The organism is Pseudomonas sp. NPDC087336 (assembly GCF_044744285.1).
GTDB lineage: Bacteria > Pseudomonadota > Gammaproteobacteria > Pseudomonadales > Pseudomonadaceae > Aquipseudomonas.
The window spans coordinates 157719-180233 of sequence record NZ_JBIUYA010000012.1; the positions used below are offsets into that span (position 1 = coordinate 157719).

Sequence of the window (22515 nt, forward strand, 5' to 3'; positions counted from 1 at the left end):
TTACCTCGTTAGCTGGTTGTGTTCTTGAGAGACGAGCGGGGTGCTCGCCAATGGCAGGCGCAGGGTGAAGCAGGTGCCTTGGCCCAGGGTTGATTGCACTTCCATCTGGCCCTTGTGGTTGTTGGTAATGATGAAGTACGAGACCGACAGGCCAAGGCCGGTACCCTGGCCGATTTCCTTGGTGGTGAAAAACGGTTCGAAAGTACGCTTGCGCACGCTTTCGCTCATGCCGATGCCGTTGTCTTCGACCTGGATCTCCGCCCACGGCGGATTCAGCTTGGTGCGCAGGATGATCCGCCCTGGTTCGCTGTCGTCTTCACGCTGGTGAATGGCTTGAGCGGCGTTTTTCAGCAGGTTGAGCAGCACCTGTTCCAGCTCGTTGGCGGTGCCGGGTACCGGCCCCAGCGCCGGGTCGAACTGGCGAATGATCGCCTGGCCCTTGAAGTCGAATCCGATCGCCAGGTCGAAGTCGTTTCCGGCGATTTCCACAGCCTGGTCGATCAGCGCAGGCAGATCGCACGGGGCCATTTGGCGGGTGCTGCGGCGACTGAAACTGAGCATGTGCGTGACGATCTTTGCCGCCCGGGCGCCGGCCTGCTGGATGCCGTCGAGCAGCTGTGGCACTTCGCGCGCTTGCAGGTATTGGTTGACGGTCGACAGCTCGATGCCGATCTGCTCGGCCTGCTCCAGGTTCTTGGGCAGATCGGGGGACAGCCGGCGGCGGATATTCTGCACGTTGTGCAGGATCGCACCGAGCGGGTTGTTGATTTCGTGGGCCATGCCCGCGGCGAGGCCTCCGACGGAGAGCATTTTCTCCGACTGCACCATCATTTCTTCGAGGGACAGGCGCTGGGTGATGTCGTCGATGCGGATCACCACACCACGCCCGGCGCCGCCCATCAGCGGATAGAAGGTCAGGGCGTAGTGGCGGGGCTCATCGTCCTTGACCCAGGTCACGCGCTCGATCTTGGCCACCGTGTGCTGCTCGACGGTTTGCTTGAGCTGCGGCAGAAAGGGCTTGAGCGGTTCAAAGGCGAGGAAGATCGGCTGGTTCAAGGCTTCGTCCAGGCGTGTACCGGAAAGGGCGCTGGCTTCCTGGTTCCACTGCGTTACGTAAAGCTGTTCGTCGAGGGCGATCAGCGCCGATGGCATGGAGTCGATGATGCTGTTGAGGTAATTCTGGAAACCCGTGAGTTTTTTCTCGATCTTGCTCCGTACCTGGACTTCGAGTTCCAGCTTGCGATTGGTGTGGCGGGTTTCTTCGGCCAGTCCCTGGGCCTGGTCATACGCGGCCTGGGAGTCATCGCGGGCGCGCTTGAGTTGCTGCTCCCGGGCCTCGATCCGCGAGAGCATGGTGTTGAACGCCTCGGCCAGGCTGCCGATTTCATCGTGATTGCCCCGGGAGGCGCGCAATGCGTAGTTCTCTTCACGGGTCACTTGCCGGGACAGTTCCTCCAGCTGATGAATCGGCCGGGTGATCAGGCGTTTGATCTGTCGCGCGATGACCAGCCACAGCAGCACACTGAAAATCAGGATCCCCAGGCTGGCGGTCAGGGTCCCGGTATAGAACGCCATGGGCAGCTCGCTGCTGGCCACCAGCAGCAGGTGGCCGGGTGCGGTGCCGGGGCGGGGCAGGGTGATGACCTGGTTGCTGCGAAACTCGGTGACTTGCCAGGAATCGATGTGCCGGTAGTGCTTGGGCAGGCTCAGATGATCGCCATGCTGCAACTGCGCCAGGCGCTCGCCCTTGCCGTCATACAGGGCTGCAGCGCGCAGGGGGGAATAGCTGTCGAGCTCATCGAGCAGGCGTTGGGCGCTTTGCGGCGACTGTAGCGCCTCGGCCACCAGGCTCGGGTTGGAGATCAGTCGGCCGATGGTCTGCAGGGCCTGGGGCGCCATGCTTTCCTGGGAGATGTAGTAGGCGGCGCTGATAAAGGTCAGGTTGGCAACCAGCAATACAGTGGTCAACAGCACCAACAGGGCGGCCAGGAGTTTCTGGCCGACAGGGAGGTTTTCAAGACGCTGGCGCAATGGCATCAGGTTTATCGCTGCAAAGGAACAAGTGGCCAGCGTAGCCGCTGCTCAGTCGCTGGGCAATCCAAGGCTTTGCAGGCGTGCGATCAACCTCGACTCAAGCTGATTGAGGTGCGGCAGGTTCAGTTGATGCCGTGCGGCGACTTTACAGGCATGACCCAGCAGATAACTGATTTCGGTGCGGCGCCGGCTGCTGACGTCCTGGTACATCGAGGAGTAGTTGGCGGCGGTCGCGTGAATCACCCGTTCGACCTCCTGCTGCAGATTTTCCGCAGCAGCCGGCTGGCCGCAACGCTCAAGCAGCTCGATCAGTTCGTCGCACAGGGTGGCGACCTCACAGCGGTGCTCCTGCAGCCCGCCATTGCGGCAATCGTGCAGCACCGTCAACGGATTGATCGCGCAGTTGAGTGCCAGTTTGCGCCACAACCGGGTGAGAATCTCGGTGCTCCACTCATGGGGAATGCCCGCGGCGTCGAGGTCGTCCAGCCAGATCGGGGCGACGGGATGGCCGGCATCCCCCAGCCAGGTAAACCCGTGCCCGGCAAAGACTACACGCCAGTCACCGTCGCGAAAGGCGCCTTCAGTGCTTGACGCATAAATGCAGCGCGCCTGCGGGACTTGCGCCGCCACGGCGTCCTGGCTGCCCAGGCCGTTCTGCAGCAGGATCAGTTCGGCGCCGGGCGCCAGTCGGGGTGCCAGCTGTGCCACGGCCAGTTCCGCATCGTAGGCCTTGCAGGCGACCAGTAGTCGATTAATCGGCGCGAGGCTGTCGGCCGTTTCGGCGCTCACTGGATATAGCTGTGCCTGGCCATGTTCCACCAGGGTCAAGCCGCCTGCCGCCTCGTACGCCCGCAGCCGGGCTGCGTCACGCAGTATCAGGCGCACCGGCACTGCGGCCCGAGCCAGACGAGTGGCCCACAACGTGCCGAGGCTACCGGCGCCTAGTACATGCCAGGTGGTGGACATCAGCTTTTTGCTCTGTTTAAGGCGCGCATGGGTGGCTCGCAGTGAATGATCGGAAAGACCCGTTATAATCAGCGCGGATTTTAACCGCAAGCCAGGCGTGCTCCCTCTTGATCGAGCGCGCCCTATTTATTGGAGAGATTACATGCCGTCGTTCGACGTGGTATCCGAACTGGACAAACACGAAGTCACCAACGCGGTCGAGAACGCCGTCAAGGAGCTCGATCGTCGTTATGACCTGAAAGGCAAAGGCAGCTTCGAATTCAAGGAAAAGGACCTGACCGTCAACCTGACCGCTGAAGCGGATTTCCAGCTCGAAGCGATGATTGAGATCCTCAAGCTGGCCCTGGTCAAGCGCAAGATCGATGTGCAGTGCCTTGAGGTCAAGGATGCGTTCGCCTCGGGCAAGCTGATGAAGCAGGACGCTGTGCTCAAGGAAGGCATCGACAAGGAGCTGGCGAAGAAAATCGTCGCCCACGTCAAGGACGCCAAGCTCAAGGTCCAGGCGGCCATCCAGGGTGAGCAAGTGCGCATCACCGGCAAGAAGCGTGATGACCTGCAGGAAGCCATTGCAGTGCTGCGCGCCAAGGAGTTCGGCATGCCGCTGCAGTTCAACAACTTCCGCGACTGACGTGCAAGGCGGGAACCTCCAGGCGTTTTCGGCGTCCGAGGCCCAAGCAACGGCAGAAACGATCAATCCGCACAGGATTCGGTCTTTCTGCCGCTTTATTTTTCGCGAGCCGGGTAGCCGGAAAAATGCAGGAGAACGCAGATGGACTTAAATGCTGAAGTAGACAACCTGGTCAGGGTGTCCCAGTCCTGGATCCCGATGATCATGGAATATGGCAGCCGTGTGCTGCTGGCAGTGATTACCCTGGCGATCGGCTGGTGGTTGATCAACAAGGTCACGCAAAAGCTCGGTGGCCTGATCGCCCTGCGTAACGCGGACCTTGCGCTGCAAGGCTTTATCAGTAGCCTGGCGAACATCATTCTGAAGATCCTGCTGGTCGTCAGCGTGGCGTCGATGATCGGTGTGGAAACCACGTCGTTCGTGGCAGCCATCGGTGCGGCGGGCCTGGCCATCGGCCTGGCGTTGCAGGGCAGCCTGGCGAACTTCGCCGGCGGCGTGCTGATTCTGCTGTTCCGTCCGTTCCGAATTGGTGACTGGATCGAAGCCCAGGGGGTTGCCGGCACCGTTGACAGCATCCAGATCTTCCACACCGTGCTGCGCACCGGCGACAACAAGACCATCATCGTGCCTAACGGCAACCTGTCGAACGGCATCATCACCAACACCAACCGCCAACCAACCCGCAAGGTGGTGTTCGATGTGGGTGTCGATTACGAAGCGGACCTGCAAAAGGCCCGTGAAGTCTTGCTGGAACTGGCCAAGGATCCGCGCGTGTTGGTCGACCCGGCACCGCAGGCAGTCATTTCGACCTTGGGTGACAGTTCGATCACCGTTTCCCTGCGGGTCTGGGTGAAGACAGCGGATTACTGGGATGTGTTGTTCATGTTTAATGAACAGTCCCGTGATCGGTTGAAAACGGCAGGTATTGACATTCCATTTCCTCAGCGTGTAGTTCGCGTGGTTCAGGAAGCGGCAGTACAGTAAGCCTGTTTGTTGGTTGTTACATAAACCCAAGAGGTGAATAGTCTCTTGGGTTTTTTTGTGGCTGTTGATGAGCTCATTGAAAAAAGTATTAACGTTATGCGCGGAAGTTGCTTGCTGCAGAGTTTGGTATGTGGCAGGCATAAAAAAACCGCCCACCTGAAGAGGTGGGCGGTTTCTTGATCTACAGACTACCGGTCTTACACCCTGATTACAGGATGTTCAGCGGGTACTCAATGATCAGACGGGTGTCGTAGTTGTCAGCCGAATAGGCGCTGTACGCACCGTTCGAACGGTAGTTGGCGAAACGAGCACGGAACGACAGGTCTTTTGCTGGACCTTCCTGTACTACGTACTTGGACTCCAGGTTCCACTCGTTTTCCTTACCTTCACCCAGACCGTTGGTCTTGATGTTGTCACCCATTACGTAACGGGTCATGAAGCTCAGGCCAGGTACGCCGTAGGTCGCCATGTTCAGGTCATAGCGAGCTTGGTAGGATTTCTCCTCGCGGCCCACGAAGTCGGAGATCTGGATGGAGTTGGATACGAAGATGGTGCTGTTGCCGTCAACGCCGTAGTAGTAAGCGTTGTCGCCGCTCGACTGCTGGTAGGCCAGGGTGAACTTGTGAGCGCCCAGGCTATAGGCCGCTGCCAGGGACCACAGGTTGTTGTCCACGCCCAGAACGCCGTCACCGAGGAAGTCGATGGTGTCGCCGCGCTTATCGCCTTTGGTTTTGTAGGCGTTGAGGTCGAAGTTCAGCGACTGTTCGTCGTTGATCGGCAGGGTCAGGTTCAGGTTGGCGTAGTACTTCTTGAAGTACTCTTCGGCATCCGATGCAGCCAGTGCAGCGCTGAAGTTGTCGGTGAAGGCGTAGCTGGCACCGAAGATGTTGATGCCGCCGCTCAGGCCTTTGCCGTGGTTGCCATCTTCATCAGACACGCCGCCGATGCTGTCACGAGCCATACCGGTTTGCTTGCTCAGCGCGGTGAATCGACCAGCGCTCAGTTCCAGGCCTTTGATTTCCTTGGAAGTCAGCAGGGTGCCGGTAGCGACTTCCGGGATCAGACGGCTGTCGTCGGTAGCGAATACAGGGCTGGCAACGAATTGCTGGCCGTATTTCAGGGTGGTGTCGGACAGACGCAGTTTCACTGCACCGCCAACCTTGCCCTGGGATTTTTCCGGGTTGCCATCGCTGTCGTTGGCGAACAGGCCGTTACCGCGCTTGCCCGAGCCGCCGTCCAGCTTGACCGAACCCATGGCCATGGCGTCGAGGCCGAAACCAACGATACCTTGAGTGAAGCCCGACTCGTAGGTGAGCAATTGGCTCAGACCGGAATCCTGACGATAGCCGGCAGTACCGGAACTAGGGTTGCTTGCACCATTCTTGTAGTCGCGGTTCATGTACTCAAAACGGGTTTTGAGTTTCAGGCTCGAATCGTCGATGAAACCCTTGGACTCGTCCTGGGAGGACGCCATTGCGAACTGCGAGGTGCCTGCTGCAACAGCCAGTGCGATCATGCTCCACTTCATCACGCGCATCGTGATTTGCTCCTTTGGTTTTTAGAAGAGTACTGCCGCTCCACCTGTTTTATTATCTGGGCGGCTCTTTCTTTTTGTGTCGGCGCAAACTTATATCACGCCGGCAATGTTGGCGATACTTGCGCATCTATCCTTTCAGCTTCTTTACGACCCTGTCGTACACGGCTAGCTAGATGTCGCAAATTTACAGCCCCGATGCAACCGGACTGACAACTTTAATGCTGTTTTTCTGGACTGGCGCATCGATAAAAAGAGTCCCTGGTGAAACGTTTGAATCTCCATCGGGCTACCCTGCCACTGTTTTTTTTGGTCTTAAGGCTGGCCGCTTCCCGCGGTGCCTTATAGACGATGTGGGTATCAATGCAACAAGCGTGCACAAATCAGAACTCCATCGCTGTTTTTTTCTGTCTGGCTGCTTGAAGCGGTAAAAACCTCATAAAACCGGGGGCTCATGCTGCTTTATTTCAGGCTTGACGCAAGGGTGGGCATCGTGTTTGACCTCCATGTCTGGCCGCGTGACATGCAAAAGCGTTACCGGTTCACCCCGCCAGTGAGTAAATGGCGGATATGCGAAGCACTCAGCGTAGACGTACTGTGCGCTTTTGGTGCAAAAAATTTCAATGACTGTACTGAATTCAAGCAGTGGTAGTTTTTACGTGGCGTGAGCGGTCACTGGCTTTCTGGTCATTTCCGCGTTTTTTGCGGCGCGCTGGTCCTGTATTGGTGCTTTTTCGCAGGAAATGTCTCATCTCGGGGCGCGCATGTACCATTTGTGGATCTTCGAACAGCGTAGGCGGTGGTTCGCTGCAAAGCTGGCAAGGTATGCTGCCGTCCAGTGGCCTGGCGTACGATCTCTCTGGATGGGCGCTAAGCTGAATAATGATGACCTGGCGGGAGTATGTGCAGTGTTCGCTTTAGATCCACGACTTCAACAAGACACACTACCGATTGGCGATTTCCCGCTTTGTCGGTTGCTGTTGTCCAATGATTCGAACTACCCCTGGTTCATCCTCGTGCCACGCAGGGACGATATCAGCGAGATATTTCAGTTAAGTGTCGCCGATCAGCAGCAGCTGTGGCAGGAAACGACCTCGTTGGCCGAGTTGCTCAAGGACTCGTTCGATGCGGACAAGCTGAACGTCGCAGCCCTGGGCAACGTGGTCAGTCAGTTGCACATGCATGTGATCGTGCGCAAGCATGAAGACGCAGCCTGGCCTGCGCCGGTCTGGGGCAAAAACCCGGCCAAGCCCTACAGTGCAGAGCAGGTCGCGGCGATTCGCGAACGGCTGCGCCTGGTGTTGACCGATGACTTTACGTTTGAGGAGGGTTGAGCCATGAGCCTTGAAGAGCGCGTCACCGACCTTGAAAGCCGACTGGCGTTTCAGGATGACACCATCCAGGCATTGAATGATGTCCTGGTGGCGCAACAGCGGGTGGTCGAACGCCTGCAGTTGCAAATGGCCGCGCTGCTCAAGCGCCAAGAGGAAATGGTCGGCCAGTTCGAGTCTTTCGAAGAAGAAGCGCCACCGCCGCATTACTAGTAGCAGTAGAAGCGCAGGCATAAAAAAACCGCGAACATGTTCGCGGTTTTTTTATGCCTTTGATCAGCGTCGCGGCAGGGCGGCGATGACGTCTTCGGCTTGCAGGCCTTTGTCACGATTCATGACGGAGAACTCGACGCGCTGGCCTTCGACCAGTACGCGATGGCCTTCACCGCGAATGGCCCGGAAGTGCACGAAAATATCGTCGCCGGAGTCGCGGGAAATAAAGCCGAAGCCTTTGGAGGTGTTGAACCACTTGACGGTCCCGGTATCGCGGTTGCTCATGTCATAGCTGGGCGAAGCGGCGGCCGGTGACGATTTGTAGAAGCTGATGGCCAGATGCAGGGCAACGGCGATCAGGGCCGCAACCAGGCTGAACAGTACGGCAGGCTGGCCGGCAATGACCGGCATTGGCGCGATCAGTGTCAGGGTTTGCAGGACGACAGCCAACACCAGCAGGGCGCTGACCAGGTTCTGCAGTTGATGGCGCGGGCCTTTGTTCCAGTAAGGGATAACCGGGGCAAGCGTCAGGTTGAGCAGGCCAAAAAAGGCCAGGTACAAGGCATCGGGTTGTTGCAGGTAAGGCAGGGCTTCGGATCGCAGGCTAGGGATGAAGGACAGCAGCAAGGCCGCTACGCCTATCAGCAGGTGGACGATTTTCAACATTTTGATTAACTCACGTTAAGACAGCTCACAAGGAAGAGCTGATGGCGCACGGTTCGCTTCGGAATAAATAAGAGGCGTTGGACACGTACCCGGTATCAGCCTATGCGCAGCGCCCGAAAAAATAGGCACTGACGACACGCTGTCTATTTAACAGCAAAGCTGCAGCCTACTCAAATCAAGGAGTCCAGCGGTGCATCGGAGGCCTTGCTGTCGCCCGGCAGGGCATCCGGGCTGCAGCCTGGCGGCAGGCTTGCTAGAGTGGTCCTGCACTGGTTGGATGAACTTCATCACCTTTAGGGGAAAAACATGGCAATCGATATCGGTATCAGTGAAGAGGACCGCAAGTCCATCGTCGACGGACTATCGCGCCTGCTGTCGGACACCTATGTGCTCTACCTGAAAACCCATAACTTCCATTGGAACGTCACCGGTCCGATGTTCCGCACCCTGCATTTGATGTTCGAGGAGCAATATAACGAGTTGGCCCTGGCGGTCGATTCGATTGCCGAGCGAATTCGCGCGCTCGGATTCCCGGCGCCCGGCGCCTATTCCATTTACGCGCGCCTGTCGTCCATCAAGGAAGAAGAAGGCGTGCCGGCTGCCGAAGATATGATCAGGCAGCTGGTGGCGGGGCAGGAGGCAGTCACGCGCACCGCCCGGGGGATTTTCCCGTTGCTCGATAAAGTCAGCGACGAACCTACGGCTGACCTCCTTACCCAGCGCATGCAGGTCCACGAGAAAACCGCGTGGATGCTCCGCGCGCTGCTGGAACAATGATAAGTCGGCGCGTGGATGACATTGCTGTTCGCGCGCCCCTTTCCGTCAGAAGGGCGGCCTGTTGCTTGAGCGAATATTCGCGCGTTGCTGTGGGAAAAGCGCCGGACTAGGACGCTCTCCCTGATCTGCCTTCCGTTGTTGGCTTATCCTACGTGGATGGTCATAAAGTCATCTGGCTATAACTTTGCCCTGGCGTTTTTATAAGCAATCAAATTGCTTTTATAGAAACCGCAAATGGCAAAGGAGTGTCAGCGATATGGAATATGAAGGCGGGAGAGATGAGGGGCGGGGCGGACAGGCCAGGGATATAAGGGTCGATCCATTTGTCAGTGAGTTCGACATGGGGCTGGCCCGGCCGTTGTCCCGATCGGTGCGATTGAATGGCTTTGCCACCTGTTTGCGGCTTGAGCAGGTGTATTGGGATATTTTAGCCGACATGGCCAGGGCCAATAGCTGCTCGGTCAGCGCCTTGCTGTCCCATGTCGATCGCCAGGTGCATTTGCGCCATGGCGGGGTGAGAAATTTCAGCGGGCTGGTGCGGGTGGTCTGTGTTGTCCATAGCCTCAAGGAGGGGCGTTACCCGGTCATGGCTTGAGCCCGATGAATCAAAGGGCAGTGTGTCGATCTGTGCAGTCTTACGGCTGCACAGGCTGCATTTAATGGATATAATCCCGCTCTTTGCCGCAAAACCCAGCGTGCGCGGTAGCAATCTGATCGCCGAGACAACCCCCATGCCGATGTACGATTATCAATGTGCTTCCTGTGGTCATCAGTTGGAAGCCATTCAAAAGATCAGCGATGCACCGTTGGTCGACTGCCCTGCGTGCCAGGCGCCAGAGCTTAAGAAGATGCTGTCCATGCCAGGCTTCCGCCTCAGCGGCACCGGCTGGTATGAGACCGATTTCAAGACCGGTTCCAAGAAGAACCTGGCCGGCGGCGACAAAGCTGACTAGGGTCCGGGACCTGAGTTGAACCACACGCGCGAGCTCTTGCGTCATCCGTCAGCGGATCGACGCAAGGTCTGCAACCGAATGTCGAATTACGAGAAGTGAAACCACTACCATGATGCGCAGCCATTATTGCGGCCAACTGAACGAAAGCCTGGAAGGCCAGGAAGTTACCCTTTGCGGATGGGTCCACCGTCGCCGTGACCACGGTGGGGTGATTTTCCTCGATATCCGTGATCGTGATGGTCTGGCCCAGGTGGTGTTCGACCCGGACCGCGCTGAATCCTTCGCCGCTGCCGATCGCGTGCGCAGCGAATACGTCGTGAAGATCACCGGCAAGGTTCGCCTGCGTCCGGCCGGTGCCACCAACGCCAACATGGCGTCGGGCATGATCGAAATCCTGGGCTATGAGCTGGAAGTGCTGAACGAGTCGGAAACCCCGCCGTTCCCGCTGAACGAGTTCTCCGACGTCGGCGAAGAAACCCGCCTGCGTTACCGCTTCCTGGATCTGCGTCGTCCGGAAATGGCCGAGAAGCTGCGTTTGCGTTCGCGCATGACCACCAGCATCCGCCGCTTCCTGGACGAAAACGGCTTCCTCGACGTCGAAACGCCGATCCTGACTCGCGCCACCCCTGAAGGCGCGCGTGATTACCTGGTGCCAAGCCGTACCCACGCCGGTTCGTTCTTCGCCCTGCCGCAATCGCCGCAGCTGTTCAAGCAACTGCTGATGGTCGCCGGCTTCGACCGCTACTACCAGATCGCCAAGTGCTTCCGTGACGAAGACCTGCGTGCCGACCGCCAGCCGGAATTCACCCAGATCGACATCGAGACCAGCTTCCTCGATGAAAAAGAGATCATGGGCCTGACCGAACAAATGATCCGCAACCTGTTCAAGGAAGTGCTGGGTCTGGAATTCGGCGAGTTCCCGCACATGACATTCGAAGAGGCCATGCGCCGCTACGGTTCCGACAAGCCAGACCTGCGTAACCCGCTGGAACTGGTGGACGTTGCCGACCAGCTCAAGGAAGTCGATTTCAAGGTGTTCAGCGGCCCGGCCAACGACCCTAAATGCCGCATTGCCGCTCTGCGAGTACCAGGCGGGGCAAGCATGCCGCGCAAACAGATCGACGATTACACCAAGTTTGTCGGTATCTACGGTGCCAAGGGCCTGGCGTACATCAAGGTCAACGAGCGCGCCAAAGGCGTCGAAGGCCTGCAGTCGCCGATCGTGAAGAACATTCCTGAAGCCAACCTCAACGTGATCCTCGATCGCGTCGGTGCGGTCGATGGCGATATCGTGTTCTTCGGTGCTGATAAAGCCAAGATCGTCAGCGAAGCCCTGGGCGCGCTGCGGATCAAGCTCGGCCACGACCTGGAGCTGCTGACCTGCAAGTGGGCGCCGATGTGGGTCGTCGACTTCCCGATGTTCGAAGAGAACGACGACGGCAGCTTCACCGCCTTGCACCACCCGTTCACCGCGCCTAAGTGCACCCCGGCAGAGCTGGAAGCCAACCCGGCTGGCGCCCTGTCCCGTGCCTACGACATGGTATTGAACGGTACCGAACTGGGTGGCGGTTCGATCCGTATCCACCGTAAAGAGATGCAGCAATCGGTGTTCCGTCTGCTGGGTATCAACGAAGCGGAACAGGAAGAGAAGTTCGGCTTCCTGCTCGACGCCCTGAAATACGGCGCGCCGCCGCACGGTGGCCTGGCCTTCGGTCTGGACCGCCTGGTGATGTTGATGACCGGCGCCCAGTCGATCCGTGAAGTGATCGCCTTCCCGAAAACCCAGAGCGCGGCAGACGTCATGACTCAGGCACCGGGTCAGGTCGATGCCAAGGCATTGCGCGAACTGCACATTCGTCTGCGCGAAACGCCAAAGGCAGAGTAAGGCTCACCTGAAGGGCGCATCTTCGGATGCGCCCTTTCTACATACGTAGAGCAATCAAGATTTTTGTTTGTCGGCCGGCGCGATGCAGCGCAGCGGGCAATGTGTCAAAGAGAATTCGGAGCGAGTTATGGCAGGTCATTCCAAGTGGGCGAACATCAAGCACCGCAAAGAACGTCAGGATGCCAAGAAGGGCAAGATTTTCACCAAGTGGATTCGTGAGCTGACCGTCGCTGCCCGTCAGGGCGGTGGCGATCCGGGCTCCAACCCACGCCTGCGCCTGGCGCTGGACAAGGCCCTTGGTGCGAATATGAGCCGCGACATTATCGATCGCGCTGTAGCCCGTGGTGCCGGTGCTGCCGATACCGACGATATGGTCGAGCTGACCTACGAAGGCTACGGCCCGGGTGGCGTGGCGGTGATGGTCGAGTGCATGACCGACAACCGCAATCGCACTGCGGCCGCGGTTCGTCACGCGTTCAGTAAGTGCGGCGGCAACCTTGGTACTGACGGTTCGGTGGCCTACCTGTTCGAGCGCAAGGGGCAGATCTCCTTCGCCCAGGGCGTTGACGAAGACGCGCTGATGGAAGCGGCCATGGAAGCCGATGCCGATGACGTGGTGACCAACGAAGACGGTTCCATCGATGTCTTCACCTCGTTCGCCGGGTTCTATGCCGTGCGTAACGCGCTTGAAGCGGCCGGTTTCAAGGGTGATGACGCAGAAATCGTCATGCTGCCGACCACCAGTGCCGAACTGGATCTGGAAGGCGCGGAAAAAGTCCTCAAGCTGATCGATATGCTCGAAGACCTGGATGACGTGCAGAACGTCTACTCCAATGCCGATATCCCCGAATCGGTCGCCGCACAACTAACCTGAATGCTCCGCCCTCATTGTAGGAGCTGGCTTGCCAGCGAAGAGGCCCTTGAACTTGTGAAAGTCTTGAGGCCGCCTTCGCTGGCAAGCCAGCTCCTACAATTTCCTTGGATATTTGCATCAGCGTTGCAGGCGTTATGACTTTAATTCTTGGTATCGACCCCGGTTCGCGCATTACCGGTTATGGTGTGGTGCGCGATACCGGTCGCGGCTGTGAGTACGTGGCCTCCGGATGCATCCGCACCGGTGCTGGCGAGCTGCATGAGCGCCTGCAGATTGTGTATCGAGGCGTGCGGGAAATCATCCAGACCTACGCTCCGGTGACCATGGGCATCGAAAAAGTGTTCATGGCCCGCAACGCCGATTCCGCCCTGAAGCTGGGGCAGGCCCGAGGCGCAGCCATCGTGGCCGGCGCGGAAGAAAACCTGGAAATCGCCGAATACACGGCCACCCAGGTCAAGCAGGCTGTAGTCGGCACCGGCGCGGCCAATAAAGAGCAGGTGCAGATGATGGTCATGCACATGTTGAAGCTGACCAGTAAACCGCAAATCGATGCCTCCGATGCCCTGGCCATTGCCATTTGCCATGCGCACACCCGCTCCAGCCTGCTGCCCCATGGGCTGGGCGCGGCACGCAGTCGTGGCGGGCGCCTGCGTCTCTGATAGCATCAGCAATCATTTTTCTGAAATGAGGGGCATGCGCCTGGGTTGTCGGTGCAAAACCCTTGTTCTGTCAGTCGCTGGTCCAGGGCTGGCCAACGCTCAAGGATCTGTAACGTGATTGGACGCTTGCGCGGCACACTGGCTGAGAAACAGCCGCCGCACCTGATTCTGGATGTAAATGGCCTGGGGTATGAGCTTGAAGTGCCCATGACCACGCTTTATCGCCTGCCGTCGGTCGGTGAACCGCTGACGCTGCACACCCATCTGGTCGTACGCGAAGACGCGCAGTTACTCTATGGCTTCGTCGGCAAGCGTGAGCGAGACTTTTTCCGCGAGTTGATCCGTCTCAATGGTGTAGGGCCAAAACTGGCCCTGGCCTTGATGTCGAGCCTGGAAGTCGACGAGCTGGTGCGTTGCGTGCAGTCCCAGGATACCTCGGCGCTGACCAAGGTGCCGGGCGTGGGCAAGAAAACCGCCGAACGCTTGCTGGTGGAGCTCAAGGATCGCTTCAAGGCCTGGGAAACCGTACCGGCCATGTTTGCCTTGGTGCCCAACCAGCCGGATGCCCCTGTGCCAGTCAATACCGCCGAAAACGATGCGGTCAGCGCGCTGATTTCCCTGGGTTACAAGCCGCAGGAAGCCAGCAAGGCGATTTCCGCGATCAAGGAAAAAGGCTTGAGCAGCGAAGACCTGATTCGTCGTGCCCTGAAGGGAATGATCTAAGTGATTGAAGCTGATCGTCTGATCGCCGCCACGGGTGCCCCCCGTGATCGCGAGGAAGTCCAGGACCGGGCAATTCGCCCAGTCAGCCTGGCCGAGTACATTGGCCAGCCAACCGTTCGCGAGCAAATGGAGCTGTTCATCCAGGCTGCGCGCGGGCGTAGCGAGTCGCTGGATCACACATTGATCTTCGGTCCACCGGGCCTGGGCAAGACCACCCTGGCCAATATCATCGCCCAGGAAATGGGCGTGTCGATCAAAAGCACATCGGGGCCGGTCCTCGAGCGTCCGGGCGACCTGGCGGCGCTGTTGACCAATCTTGAGCCTCACGACGTACTGTTCATCGATGAAATCCATCGCTTGTCGCCGATTGTCGAGGAAGTGTTGTACCCGGCCATGGAGGATTTCCAGCTCGACATCATGATCGGCGAAGGGCCAGCTGCGCGGTCGATCAAGCTTGATCTGCCGCCGTTCACCCTGGTCGGCGCGACCACGCGGGCGGGGATGCTGACCAACCCGTTGCGCGACCGTTTCGGTATCGTCCAGCGCCTGGAGTTCTACAGCAACGCCGACCTGTCGACGATTGTCAGCCGCTCGGCGAACATCCTCGGCTTGCCACTGGACCCGGAAGGCGCCTTCGAAATCGCCCGGCGTGCCCGCGGTACGCCGCGAATCGCCAACCGCTTGCTGCGCCGGGTGCGGGACTTCGCGCAAGTGCGTGCCACGGGCCATATCACCAAGCCGATCGCCGACCTGGCCCTGAACCTGCTGGACGTCGATGAACGTGGCTTCGATCACCAGGATCGACGCCTGTTGCTCACCATGATCGAGAAGTTCGATGGCGGGCCGGTCGGGGTCGACAGTCTGGCGGCGGCCATCAGTGAAGAGCGCCACACCATTGAAGACGTGCTGGAACCCTATCTGATCCAGCAGGGCTACATCATGCGTACCCCGCGGGGGCGGGTGGTGACGCGGCATGCGTACCTGCACTTCGGCTTAAACATTCCGTCACGATTGGGCGAAATGCCCGTGGTAGACGAGTTCCTTGATGCCGTGGACGATTAATTAACATTGCGAGCTGATTTTTTCGGGCATTGTGTGGTCCCAGGACCGTACTTTTGCGCGAAAGCCGCAGAACATTGAAAAACAGTTGCCTGGCCGGATTGGCAACCCGAGGAGTAAGCACTAGAGTATGCGCGCGCAAAACGGGCTTGAGCCTTTCGCACATCGTTGTCGCGTTTATTACGAGGACACCGATGCGGGCGGCATCGTGTATTACGTCAATTACCTCAAGTTTATGGAACGGGCTCGAACCGAGCGGCTACGTGAGCTGGGCTTTGCCCAATCGCAGCTTGCCGGAGAGGACCTGTTGTTCGTCGTGCATTCCAGCGAAGCGCGCTATCACGCGCCGGCGCGACTGGATGACGAGCTGCTGGTAAGCGCTGAAGTAGTCGAATTGAACCGTGCCAGCTTGCGCTTCAAGCAGCAGGTCAGGCGGGCCACAGATGATGCACTGCTCTGTGAAGGGCAGTTTCTTGTGGCCTGTGTGCGCACTGAAAGTTTAAAACCCCGGGCCATTCCCGAAGCTCTGCGAGCGGCCTTTGCCGCCGTGAGCGGCGCGGGTACACACTCAAAGCAGGAGATAAAGCGTGGAAGCTAACGTCGTCGACCATTCCTCCATGTGGAGCCTGGTCAGCAATGCCAGTATCGTGGTGCAACTGGTAATGCTGACCCTGGTAGCCGCATCGGTGACCTCATGGATCATGATCTTTCAGCGCAGCAACCTGCTGCGCGCCGGTCGACGCGCCCTGGAGAGCTTCGAAGAGCGCTTCTGGTCGGGTATCGACCTGTCCAAACTCTACCGTCAGGCCGGTAGCAACCCGGACCCGGATTCCGGTGTCGAGCAGATCTTCCGTGCCGGCTTCAAGGAATTCTCCCGTCTGCGCCAGCAGCCAGGCGTTGACCCGGAAGCGGTCATGGACGGTGTGGCCCGTGCCATGCGCGTTGCCATTTCCCGTGAAGAAGAAAAGCTCGAGCAGAGCCTGCCGTTCCTCGCCACCGTCGGTTCCGTGAGCCCGTACATCGGTCTGTTCGGTACCGTCTGGGGCATCATGAACTCCTTCCGTGGCCTGGCGACTGCCCAGCAAGCGACCCTGGCCACCGTGGCACCGGGTATCGCCGAAGCCCTGATCGCCACCGCGATAGGTCTGTTCGCTGCCATTCCAGCCGTTATCGCTTACAACCGTTTTGCTGCCCGCAGCGAAACCTTGCTGGGCCGTTACTACACCTTCGCCGACGAATTCCAGGCGATCCTGCACCGCAAAGTGCACACCAGCGAAGAATAAGCAGGTAATTTCCAATGGCTTTAATCGCTCGAGCTCGCAAAAAGCGCAAGCCGGTCGCCGAGATGAACGTGGTGCCCTACATCGACGTGATGTTGGTGCTGCTGGTCATCTTCATGGTGACCGCGCCAATGCTCAATCAGGGCGTGAAAGTTGATCTGCCGAAGGTTTCCAGCGAAGCCTTGCCGCAAGACAACAACACCCAGGTCCTGACCATTTCGATCAAGGCTGACAAGACCTACTACTGGAACCTTGGCAGCGAAGTCGATACAGAGAAGCAACAAGACCGCGCCATGACCCTGCCGCAAATGACTGACGCGGTGACCAAGATCATTCGCGTGGGCAACGAAGGCGGCAAGCGTACCCAGGTCTTCATTCGTGGCGACAAGAGCGTCGACTACGGGTCTGTCATGGGCGCGATGGGCGGGTTGCAGAAAGCCGGCGTCGGTAATGTTGGCTTGATTACCGAGGCGCCCTGATGCAGCAACAGCGAGAGCCGTCCGCCTCGGAAAGCTACTTCTGGCCTAGTGTCTGGGCGATTGGCTTGCACGTGCTGGTGTTCGGCATGCTGTTCGTCAGTTTTGCCTTCACTCCGGAGTTGCCGCCGGCCAAGCCGATTGTCCAGGCGACCCTGTACCAGCTGAAATCGAAAAGTCAGGCTACCACCCAGACCAATCAGAAGATTGCGGGTGAGGCGAAGAAATCCGCCGCGCGCCAGACCGAAGTCGAGCAGTTGGAACAGAAGAAGGTCGAACAGGAAGCGGTGAAGGCTGCGGAACAAAAGAAAGAAGAAGCGGCTCAAAAGGCCGAGGAAGCCAAGAAGGCCGACGAGTCGAAGAAAGCGGAAGAGGCGAAAAAGGCTGACGAGGCCAAGAAGGCCGACGAAGCCAAGAAAGCCGATGAAGCGAAGAAGACCGCCGAAGCCAAGAAGGCAGAAGAGAAACAATTGGCTGATATAGCCAAGAAGAAAGCGGAAGAAGAAGCCAAGAAGGCTGCTGAAGAAGAGGCCAAGAAAGCGGCCGCTGAAGAAGCGAAGAAAAAGATCGTCGAAGACGCGAAGAAGAAAGCCGCCGAAGACGCCAAGAAGAAAGCTGAAGCTGAAGAGGCGAAGAAGAAAGTCGCCGAAGAAGCGAAGAAGAAAGCTGCTGCCGATGCTGCGAAGAAGAAAGCGCAGGACGCGGCACGTAAATCCGCCGAAGACAAGAAGGCCCAGGCCTTGGCAGATTTGCTTTCCGACACGCCTCAGCGTCAGCAGGCCTTGGCCGATGAGCAGGGCGACGAAGTCGCCGGCAGCTTCGATGATCTGATTCGAGTGCGTGCAGCGGAAGGCTGGGCCCGTCCACCTTCGGCTCGCAAAGGCATGACGGTTCAGCTGCAAATCGGCATGTTGCCGGACGGTACGGTGACTTCGGTCAAGGTGCTCAAGTCCAGTGGCGACGGTCCGTTTGACGCTTCAGCCGTAGCGGCAGTGAAGAATATTGGACGTTTGACAGAAATGCAGGGAATGAAGCCGAGCGATTTTGCTCCGTATCGTTCATTCAAGATGACATTCACACCTGAGGATCTAGCCCCGTGAGAAACCTCCTTCGAGGAATGCTCGTCGTGATCTGCTGCATGGCAGGGATCGCGATGGCAGATGAGAAAAACATTCTGGTCACCAGCGGCAGCGATCGGGCTACCCCGATCGCAGTCGTGCCGTTCGGCAACCAGGGCGGTAGCGTGCTGCCGGACGACATGGCGGAAATCATCGGTAACGACCTGCGCAACTCGGGTTACTACTCGCCGATTCCAAAACAGAACATGATCAGCCAGCCAAGCCAGGCGAGCGAAATCATCTTCCGTGACTTCAAGGCGCTGGGCGCCCAGTACGTCATGGTCGGCAGCATTGCGCCAGCGGGCGGTCGCCTGCAGGTTCAATACGCCCTGTTCAACGTCGCCACCGAGCAACAAGTGCTCACCGGCAGCGTATCGGGCAGCGTCGATCAGTTGCGCGACATGTCGCACTACATCGCGGACCAGTCGTTCGAAAAGCTTACCGGCATCAAGGGTGCGTTCTCGACTCGTCTGCTGTACGTGACGGCCGAGCGCTTCTCCGAAAAGAACACGCGCTACACGCTGCAACGTTCGGACTATGACGGTGCCCGTGCCGTGACCCTGTTGCAATCGCGCGAGCCGATCCTGTCGCCGCGTTTCGCTCCCGATGGCAAGCGCATCGCCTACGTCTCGTTCGAGCAGAAGCGTCCGCGTATTTTCATGCAGAACATCGACACCGGTCGCCGTGAGCAAATCACCAACTTCGAAGGCCTGAACGGCGCGCCAGCCTGGTCGCCGGATGGCAATCGCCTGGCATTCGTATTGTCCAAGGACGGTAACCCGGACATCTACGTGATGAACCTGGGTTCGCGTCAGATCAGTCGTGTCACCAACGGTCAGGGCATCAACACCGAACCGTTCTGGGGCAAGGATGGTTCGACCATCTACTTCACCTCCGACCGTGGCGGCAAGCCTCAGATCTACAAGACCAGCGCGGGTGGCGGTGGTGCCGAGCGCGTGACTTTCGTCGGTAACTACAACGCCAACCCTAAACTGTCGGCCGATGAAAAGACCCTGGTGATGATCCATCGTCAGGAAGGTTTCACCAATTTCAAGGTGGCGGCCCAGGATTTGCAACGCGGTAGCGTAAAAATCCTCACTGATAGCACTCTGGACGAGTCGCCCACTGTCGCGCCCAACGGCACCATGGTAATCTACGCCACCCGCCAGCAGGGCCGGGGAGTCTTGATGCTCGTGTCTATCAATGGACGCGTAAGGCTCCCGCTTCCTACCGCTCAAGGCGAAGTCAGAGAACCTTCCTGGTCCCCTTACCTGAACTGACGCGGCGCTATACGTTGTACTTAACACACTGGGGTTCATTAGGAGTTTCACGATGGAAATGCTGAAGTTTGGTAAATTTGCTGCGCTGGCACTGGCCATGGCTGTAGCTGTAGGTTGCTCGTCCAAAGGCGGCGACAATGCCGGTGAAGGCGCGGTAGATCCAAACGCTGGTTACGGCGCAAACACTGGTGCAGTTGACGGCTCCCTGAGCGAAGAAGCTGCACTGCGCGCTATCACCACTTTCTACTTCGAATACGACAGTTCGGACCTGAAGCCAGAAGCCAAGCGCGCTCTGGACGTTCACGCCAAAGACCTGAAAGCAAACGGCGCTCGCGTTGTTCTGGAAGGCAACACCGACGAACGTGGTACTCGTGAGTACAACATGGCACTGGGCGAGCGTCGTGCGAAAGCCGTTCAGCGCTACCTGGTACTGCAAGGTGTTTCCCCAGCTCAGCTGGAACTGGTTTCCTACGGCGAAGAGCGTCCAGTTGCTACCGGCAACGACGAGCAGTCCTGGGCTCAAAACCGTCGCGTCGAACTGCGTAAGTAATTCGCCATGCGAACGTGCCGTCGTGCTGTAACTGTTCTGGCTCTCAGCCTCGCGCCGCTTGCGGCGTGGGCTGCGGTTCCTGTGGTCGAAAACGACTCCGGCTATAACAATAGCGGGACCAGTTATCCGCCTGCAGGTTACGGTACGAACGGCGCCTATGCCGGGGGAGGGGTTTCGGCCCCTGTCTCGGCACAGGGCGAGCTGTTCAACCAACTGCAATCCATGCAGCAACAGATCGAGCGCCAGCAAGGTGCAATCGAGGTTCTGCAAAATGATGTAGCGCGCATGAAGCAGGAAAGCCTGGAGCGATACCAGGATCTTGATCGGCGCATAGGTAGCGGTGCTGCACCTGCCGCGACGCCTGAAAATTCTTCCACCGGTGGCGATTTGAATGCCCCCGGTGCAGCAGCTGGCGCAGCTGCAGGTGCAGGAGCGGCAGCCGCTCAAGCACCCGCCGCGGGTAGCGAACCGGCGGATCCGGCGAAGGAAAAGCTCTATTACGATGCTGCCTTCGACCTGATCAAGGCCAAGGATTTCGACAAGGCCAGCCAGGCCTTTGCCGCTTTCCTGCGCAAATACCCGAACAGCCAGTACGCTGGCAATGCCCAGTACTGGTTGGGCGAAGTGAACCTGGCCAAAGGCGATCTGCAAGGTGCAGGTCAGGCTTTTGCCAAGGTTTCGCAGCTGTACCCCAAGCACGCCAAAGTGCCTGACTCGCTGTACAAGCTCGCTGATGTAGAGCGCCGCCTCGGTCATCCTGACAAGGTAAAAGGCATTCTGCAGCAGGTGGTGGCCCAGTATCCGGGCACTTCCGCCGCTCAGCTGGCCCAGCGTGACCTGCAGAAAATGTAAGGGCTGCTAGACCCGTTTCGAAGAAACCCGCGCTTGCCGCGGGTTTTTTCGTTAGAATTCACGCCCATTTTATGAAACACGCTTTTTGGGGCCTGCGCATTGCCGGGGTTCCTTGAAGTGCCTGACGGAGGCGGACAGCCTGTTTAGCTGTTACGCCCGTGGCGACTATGCAAGACACATTGAGAATTACCGAAGTTTTCTACTCGTTGCAGGGTGAAACGCGGACTGCTGGCCTGCCCACTGTTTTTGTGCGCCTGACCGGTTGCCCTCTGCGTTGCCAATACTGCGACAGCGCCTACGCATTCACCGGTGGGACCATTCGCACCCTCGACGATATCCTCGAGCAGGTAGCCGGCTTTCGGCCGCGTTACGTCTGTGTCACCGGTGGCGAACCCCTGGCCCAGCCCAATGCCATTCCATTGCTCAAGCGCTTGTGCGATGCCGGTTACGAAGTGTCACTGGAAACCAGTGGCTCGATTGATATCTCGGCGGTAGATTCCCGGGTCAGTCGCGTTGTCGACCTGAAAACCCCGGGTTCGAAGGAAGCGCACCGCAACCGTTACGAAAACATCGAGCTGCTGACGCCCAACGATCAGGTGAAATTTGTCATCTGCTCGCGGGAGGACTATGACTGGTCCGTGTCCAAGCTGATCCAGTACGGTCTGGATCAGCGCGCCGGTGAAGTCCTGTTCTCGCCAAGCCACCACGATCTCAATGCTCGAGATCTGGCGGACTGGGTAGTGGCGGACAACCTGCCAGTGCGTTTGCAATTGCAGCTGCATAAATATCTTTGGAACGATGAGCCGGGGCGTTGAAATGACTGAACCACTGAACACTGCTGAAAAACGTGCGGTCATCCTGTTGTCCGGCGGCCTGGATTCGGCAACTGTCGTGGCCATGGCGCGTGCCGAAGGCTACAGCTGCTACACCATGAGCTTCGACTATGGTCAGCGGTCTCACGCTGAACTGTACGCCGCCGAACGCGTCGCCCGCGACCTGGGTGTAATCGAGCACAAGGTCATCGGTCTTAACCTCAATGGCATGGGCGGCTCGGCGCTGACTGACAGTAGCATCGATATCCCGGAAGAGTTGGGCGAAGGCATTCCGGTGACTTACGTGCCGGCGCGTAACACGGTGTTCCTGTCCCTGGCGCTGGGCTGGGCGGAAGTGCTCGGTGCACAGGACATCTTCATCGGCGTCAATGCGGTGGATTACTCCGGTTACCCGGACTGCCGGCCCGAGTTCATCGAGTCTTTCGAGCGCATGGCCAATCTGGCGACCAAGGCCGGCGTGGAAGGGAAGGGCTTTCGCATTCAGGCGCCGCTGCAAAACCTCAGCAAGGCACAGATCGTCCAGGCAGGTGTAAAGCTTGGCGTGAACTACGGCCTGACCGTTTCCTGCTATCAGGCCGACGATGACGGCCGTGCCTGCGGCAAGTGCGACAGCTGCCGACTGCGCGCAGAAGGCTTTGCGGCGGCCGGAATCAGCGACCCAACACCTTATTTTTGAATTATTTTAAAATAGGTGTTGAATAGTCCTTAAAAATCAGTATTATACGCGCCACCACACAGCGGGTCGTTAGCTCAGTTGGTAGAGCAGTTGGCTTTTAACCAATTGGTCGTAGGTTCGAATCCCACACGACCCACCATTTTTGGCGGTTTAGAAAATCCGGA

At 58.4% G+C, this 22515-nt stretch carries 25 protein-coding genes and 1 tRNA gene; 22 read left to right on the top strand and 4 right to left on the bottom strand.

What is annotated here, in order from left to right; translation table 11 throughout:
• Together ACIO0C_RS14575 and ACIO0C_RS14580 are read right to left on the bottom strand one after the other, a co-directional pair.
• On the bottom strand, nt 1-2037 hold the full coding sequence (locus tag ACIO0C_RS14575) for an ATP-binding protein (RefSeq protein ID WP_401313108.1): 2037 nt from the start codon (nt 2035-2037) through the stop codon (nt 1-3).
• Between the two features lie 45 nt (nt 2038-2082).
• Nucleotides 2083-3000, bottom strand: a complete 918-nt coding sequence (locus ACIO0C_RS14580) for a putative 2-dehydropantoate 2-reductase (protein WP_401313111.1) — start codon at nt 2998-3000, stop codon at nt 2083-2085.
• Between the two features lie 142 nt (nt 3001-3142).
• Between ACIO0C_RS14580 and ACIO0C_RS14585 the strand changes: the two genes are divergently transcribed.
• Together ACIO0C_RS14585 and ACIO0C_RS14590 are read left to right on the top strand one after the other, a co-directional pair.
• Nucleotides 3143-3628, top strand: a complete 486-nt coding sequence (locus tag ACIO0C_RS14585) for a YajQ family cyclic di-GMP-binding protein (RefSeq protein ID WP_007990750.1) — start codon at nt 3143-3145, stop codon at nt 3626-3628.
• A gap of 141 nt (nt 3629-3769) precedes the next feature.
• The gene (locus ACIO0C_RS14590; protein ID WP_401313114.1) at nt 3770-4612 is read left to right on the top strand and encodes a mechanosensitive ion channel family protein; all 843 of its coding nucleotides are present in this window, start codon (nt 3770-3772) and stop codon (nt 4610-4612) included.
• Nucleotides 4613-4820: 208 nt separating this feature from the next.
• Here ACIO0C_RS14590 and ACIO0C_RS14595 read toward each other — a convergent pair whose 3' ends face one another.
• Entirely contained in the window at nt 4821-6149 is a 1329-nt protein-coding gene (locus ACIO0C_RS14595) for an OprD family porin (protein WP_401313117.1), read from the bottom strand.
• Nucleotides 6150-7054: 905 nt separating this feature from the next.
• Between ACIO0C_RS14595 and ACIO0C_RS14600 the strand changes: the two genes are divergently transcribed.
• Nucleotides 7055-7480 (top strand): HIT domain-containing protein, encoded by a 426-nt coding sequence (locus ACIO0C_RS14600; protein ID WP_401313119.1) that lies wholly within the window; start codon nt 7055-7057, stop codon nt 7478-7480.
• Between the two features lie 3 nt (nt 7481-7483).
• The gene (locus tag ACIO0C_RS14605; protein WP_007977339.1) at nt 7484-7690 is read left to right on the top strand and encodes a SlyX family protein; all 207 of its coding nucleotides are present in this window, start codon (nt 7484-7486) and stop codon (nt 7688-7690) included.
• Between the two features lie 63 nt (nt 7691-7753).
• Here the strand turns inward: ACIO0C_RS14605 and ACIO0C_RS14610 are convergent, their stop codons facing one another.
• Nucleotides 7754-8356 (bottom strand): cold shock domain-containing protein membrane protein, encoded by a 603-nt coding sequence (locus tag ACIO0C_RS14610; RefSeq protein ID WP_401313122.1) that lies wholly within the window; start codon nt 8354-8356, stop codon nt 7754-7756.
• A 306-nt stretch (nt 8357-8662) separates the two neighbouring features.
• Between ACIO0C_RS14610 and ACIO0C_RS14615 the strand changes: the two genes are divergently transcribed.
• The 18 genes from ACIO0C_RS14615 (at nt 8663) to ACIO0C_RS14700 (ending at nt 22490) form a co-directional block, all read left to right on the top strand.
• On the top strand, nt 8663-9133 hold the full coding sequence (locus tag ACIO0C_RS14615; RefSeq protein WP_401313125.1) for a Dps family protein: 471 nt from the start codon (nt 8663-8665) through the stop codon (nt 9131-9133).
• A 256-nt stretch (nt 9134-9389) separates the two neighbouring features.
• Nucleotides 9390-9728, top strand: a complete 339-nt coding sequence (locus ACIO0C_RS14620) for a ribbon-helix-helix domain-containing protein (protein ID WP_401313127.1) — start codon at nt 9390-9392, stop codon at nt 9726-9728.
• Between the two features lie 136 nt (nt 9729-9864).
• Entirely contained in the window at nt 9865-10086 is a 222-nt protein-coding gene (locus tag ACIO0C_RS14625) for an FmdB family zinc ribbon protein (protein WP_007977333.1), read from the top strand.
• Between the two features lie 109 nt (nt 10087-10195).
• Nucleotides 10196-11971 (top strand): aspartate--tRNA ligase, encoded by a 1776-nt coding sequence (gene aspS / locus ACIO0C_RS14630; RefSeq protein ID WP_401313130.1) that lies wholly within the window; start codon nt 10196-10198, stop codon nt 11969-11971.
• A 127-nt stretch (nt 11972-12098) separates the two neighbouring features.
• Nucleotides 12099-12845 carry a YebC/PmpR family DNA-binding transcriptional regulator gene (locus ACIO0C_RS14635; RefSeq protein WP_180205180.1) on the top strand — a complete coding sequence of 249 codons (747 nt, stop codon included), beginning with the start codon at nt 12099-12101 and terminating at the stop codon, nt 12843-12845.
• A 134-nt stretch (nt 12846-12979) separates the two neighbouring features.
• The gene (gene ruvC / locus ACIO0C_RS14640; RefSeq protein WP_401313133.1) at nt 12980-13504 is read left to right on the top strand and encodes a crossover junction endodeoxyribonuclease RuvC; all 525 of its coding nucleotides are present in this window, start codon (nt 12980-12982) and stop codon (nt 13502-13504) included.
• A gap of 114 nt (nt 13505-13618) precedes the next feature.
• Nucleotides 13619-14227, top strand: a complete 609-nt coding sequence (gene ruvA, locus ACIO0C_RS14645) for a Holliday junction branch migration protein RuvA (protein WP_110752893.1) — start codon at nt 13619-13621, stop codon at nt 14225-14227.
• Nucleotides 14228-15289, top strand: coding sequence for a Holliday junction branch migration DNA helicase RuvB (gene ruvB, locus ACIO0C_RS14650; protein ID WP_401313136.1), 1062 nt, complete (start codon nt 14228-14230; stop codon nt 15287-15289).
• Between the two features lie 127 nt (nt 15290-15416).
• Nucleotides 15417-15884 carry a tol-pal system-associated acyl-CoA thioesterase gene (gene ybgC, locus ACIO0C_RS14655; protein ID WP_401313139.1) on the top strand — a complete coding sequence of 156 codons (468 nt, stop codon included), beginning with the start codon at nt 15417-15419 and terminating at the stop codon, nt 15882-15884.
• Nucleotides 15874-16569 (top strand): protein TolQ, encoded by a 696-nt coding sequence (gene tolQ / locus ACIO0C_RS14660; RefSeq protein WP_401313142.1) that lies wholly within the window; start codon nt 15874-15876, stop codon nt 16567-16569. The genes ybgC and tolQ overlap by 11 nt, the downstream gene beginning before the upstream one ends.
• 23 nt (nt 16570-16592) lie before the next feature.
• Complete coding sequence (gene tolR, locus ACIO0C_RS14665; RefSeq protein ID WP_162276380.1) at nt 16593-17045, top strand: protein TolR; 453 nt, start codon at nt 16593-16595, stop codon at nt 17043-17045.
• Entirely contained in the window at nt 17045-18142 is a 1098-nt protein-coding gene (tolA, locus tag ACIO0C_RS14670) for a cell envelope integrity protein TolA (RefSeq protein WP_401313144.1), read from the top strand. The genes tolR and tolA overlap by 1 nt, the downstream gene beginning before the upstream one ends.
• A 17-nt stretch (nt 18143-18159) precedes the next feature.
• Nucleotides 18160-19440, top strand: a complete 1281-nt coding sequence (tolB, locus tag ACIO0C_RS14675) for a Tol-Pal system beta propeller repeat protein TolB (RefSeq protein WP_401313165.1) — start codon at nt 18160-18162, stop codon at nt 19438-19440.
• Nucleotides 19441-19492: 52 nt separating this feature from the next.
• The gene (gene pal / locus ACIO0C_RS14680; protein WP_401313146.1) at nt 19493-19990 is read left to right on the top strand and encodes a peptidoglycan-associated lipoprotein Pal; all 498 of its coding nucleotides are present in this window, start codon (nt 19493-19495) and stop codon (nt 19988-19990) included.
• A 6-nt stretch (nt 19991-19996) separates the two neighbouring features.
• Nucleotides 19997-20842 (top strand): tol-pal system protein YbgF, encoded by an 846-nt coding sequence (gene ybgF / locus ACIO0C_RS14685; RefSeq protein ID WP_401313149.1) that lies wholly within the window; start codon nt 19997-19999, stop codon nt 20840-20842.
• Nucleotides 20843-21009: 167 nt separating this feature from the next.
• On the top strand, nt 21010-21657 hold the full coding sequence (gene queE, locus ACIO0C_RS14690) for a 7-carboxy-7-deazaguanine synthase QueE (protein ID WP_007995628.1): 648 nt from the start codon (nt 21010-21012) through the stop codon (nt 21655-21657).
• A 1-nt stretch (nt 21658) separates the two neighbouring features.
• Nucleotides 21659-22351 carry a 7-cyano-7-deazaguanine synthase QueC gene (gene queC, locus ACIO0C_RS14695; RefSeq protein ID WP_401313151.1) on the top strand — a complete coding sequence of 231 codons (693 nt, stop codon included), beginning with the start codon at nt 21659-21661 and terminating at the stop codon, nt 22349-22351.
• Nucleotides 22352-22414: 63 nt separating this feature from the next.
• Nucleotides 22415-22490, top strand: a tRNA-Lys gene (locus tag ACIO0C_RS14700).
• Nucleotides 22491-22515: the final 25 nt, after the last annotated feature.

Excerpts from the sequence above, each read along its gene's own strand:
- pal (WP_401313146.1), top strand. The coding sequence starts at position 19,493 with ATGGAAATGCTGAAGTTTGGTAAATTTGCTGCGCTGGCACTGGCCATG.
- ACIO0C_RS14625 (WP_007977333.1), top strand. The coding sequence starts at position 9,865 with ATGCCGATGTACGATTATCAATGTGCTTCCTGTGGTCATCAGTTGGAA.
- ybgC (WP_401313139.1), top strand. The coding sequence starts at position 15,417 with ATGCGCGCGCAAAACGGGCTTGAGCCTTTCGCACATCGTTGTCGCGTT.
- ACIO0C_RS14580 (WP_401313111.1), bottom strand. The coding sequence starts at position 3,000 with ATGTCCACCACCTGGCATGTACTAGGCGCCGGTAGCCTCGGCACGTTG.
- ACIO0C_RS14635 (WP_180205180.1), top strand. The coding sequence starts at position 12,099 with ATGGCAGGTCATTCCAAGTGGGCGAACATCAAGCACCGCAAAGAACGT.
- ACIO0C_RS14605 (WP_007977339.1), top strand. The coding sequence starts at position 7,484 with ATGAGCCTTGAAGAGCGCGTCACCGACCTTGAAAGCCGACTGGCGTTT.
- ACIO0C_RS14610 (WP_401313122.1), bottom strand. The coding sequence starts at position 8,356 with ATGTTGAAAATCGTCCACCTGCTGATAGGCGTAGCGGCCTTGCTGCTG.
- tolA (WP_401313144.1), top strand. The coding sequence starts at position 17,045 with ATGCAGCAACAGCGAGAGCCGTCCGCCTCGGAAAGCTACTTCTGGCCT.
- queC (WP_401313151.1), top strand. The coding sequence starts at position 21,659 with ATGACTGAACCACTGAACACTGCTGAAAAACGTGCGGTCATCCTGTTG.
- ybgF (WP_401313149.1), top strand. The coding sequence starts at position 19,997 with ATGCGAACGTGCCGTCGTGCTGTAACTGTTCTGGCTCTCAGCCTCGCG.
- ruvC (WP_401313133.1), top strand. The coding sequence starts at position 12,980 with ATGACTTTAATTCTTGGTATCGACCCCGGTTCGCGCATTACCGGTTAT.
- ACIO0C_RS14615 (WP_401313125.1), top strand. The coding sequence starts at position 8,663 with ATGGCAATCGATATCGGTATCAGTGAAGAGGACCGCAAGTCCATCGTC.
- ACIO0C_RS14595 (WP_401313117.1), bottom strand. The coding sequence starts at position 6,149 with ATGCGCGTGATGAAGTGGAGCATGATCGCACTGGCTGTTGCAGCAGGC.
- ACIO0C_RS14585 (WP_007990750.1), top strand. The coding sequence starts at position 3,143 with ATGCCGTCGTTCGACGTGGTATCCGAACTGGACAAACACGAAGTCACC.
- ACIO0C_RS14590 (WP_401313114.1), top strand. The coding sequence starts at position 3,770 with ATGGACTTAAATGCTGAAGTAGACAACCTGGTCAGGGTGTCCCAGTCC.
- queE (WP_007995628.1), top strand. The coding sequence starts at position 21,010 with ATGCAAGACACATTGAGAATTACCGAAGTTTTCTACTCGTTGCAGGGT.
- tolB (WP_401313165.1), top strand. The coding sequence starts at position 18,160 with ATGCTCGTCGTGATCTGCTGCATGGCAGGGATCGCGATGGCAGATGAG.
- ACIO0C_RS14620 (WP_401313127.1), top strand. The coding sequence starts at position 9,390 with ATGGAATATGAAGGCGGGAGAGATGAGGGGCGGGGCGGACAGGCCAGG.
- aspS (WP_401313130.1), top strand. The coding sequence starts at position 10,196 with ATGATGCGCAGCCATTATTGCGGCCAACTGAACGAAAGCCTGGAAGGC.
- ACIO0C_RS14575 (WP_401313108.1), bottom strand. The coding sequence starts at position 2,037 with ATGCCATTGCGCCAGCGTCTTGAAAACCTCCCTGTCGGCCAGAAACTC.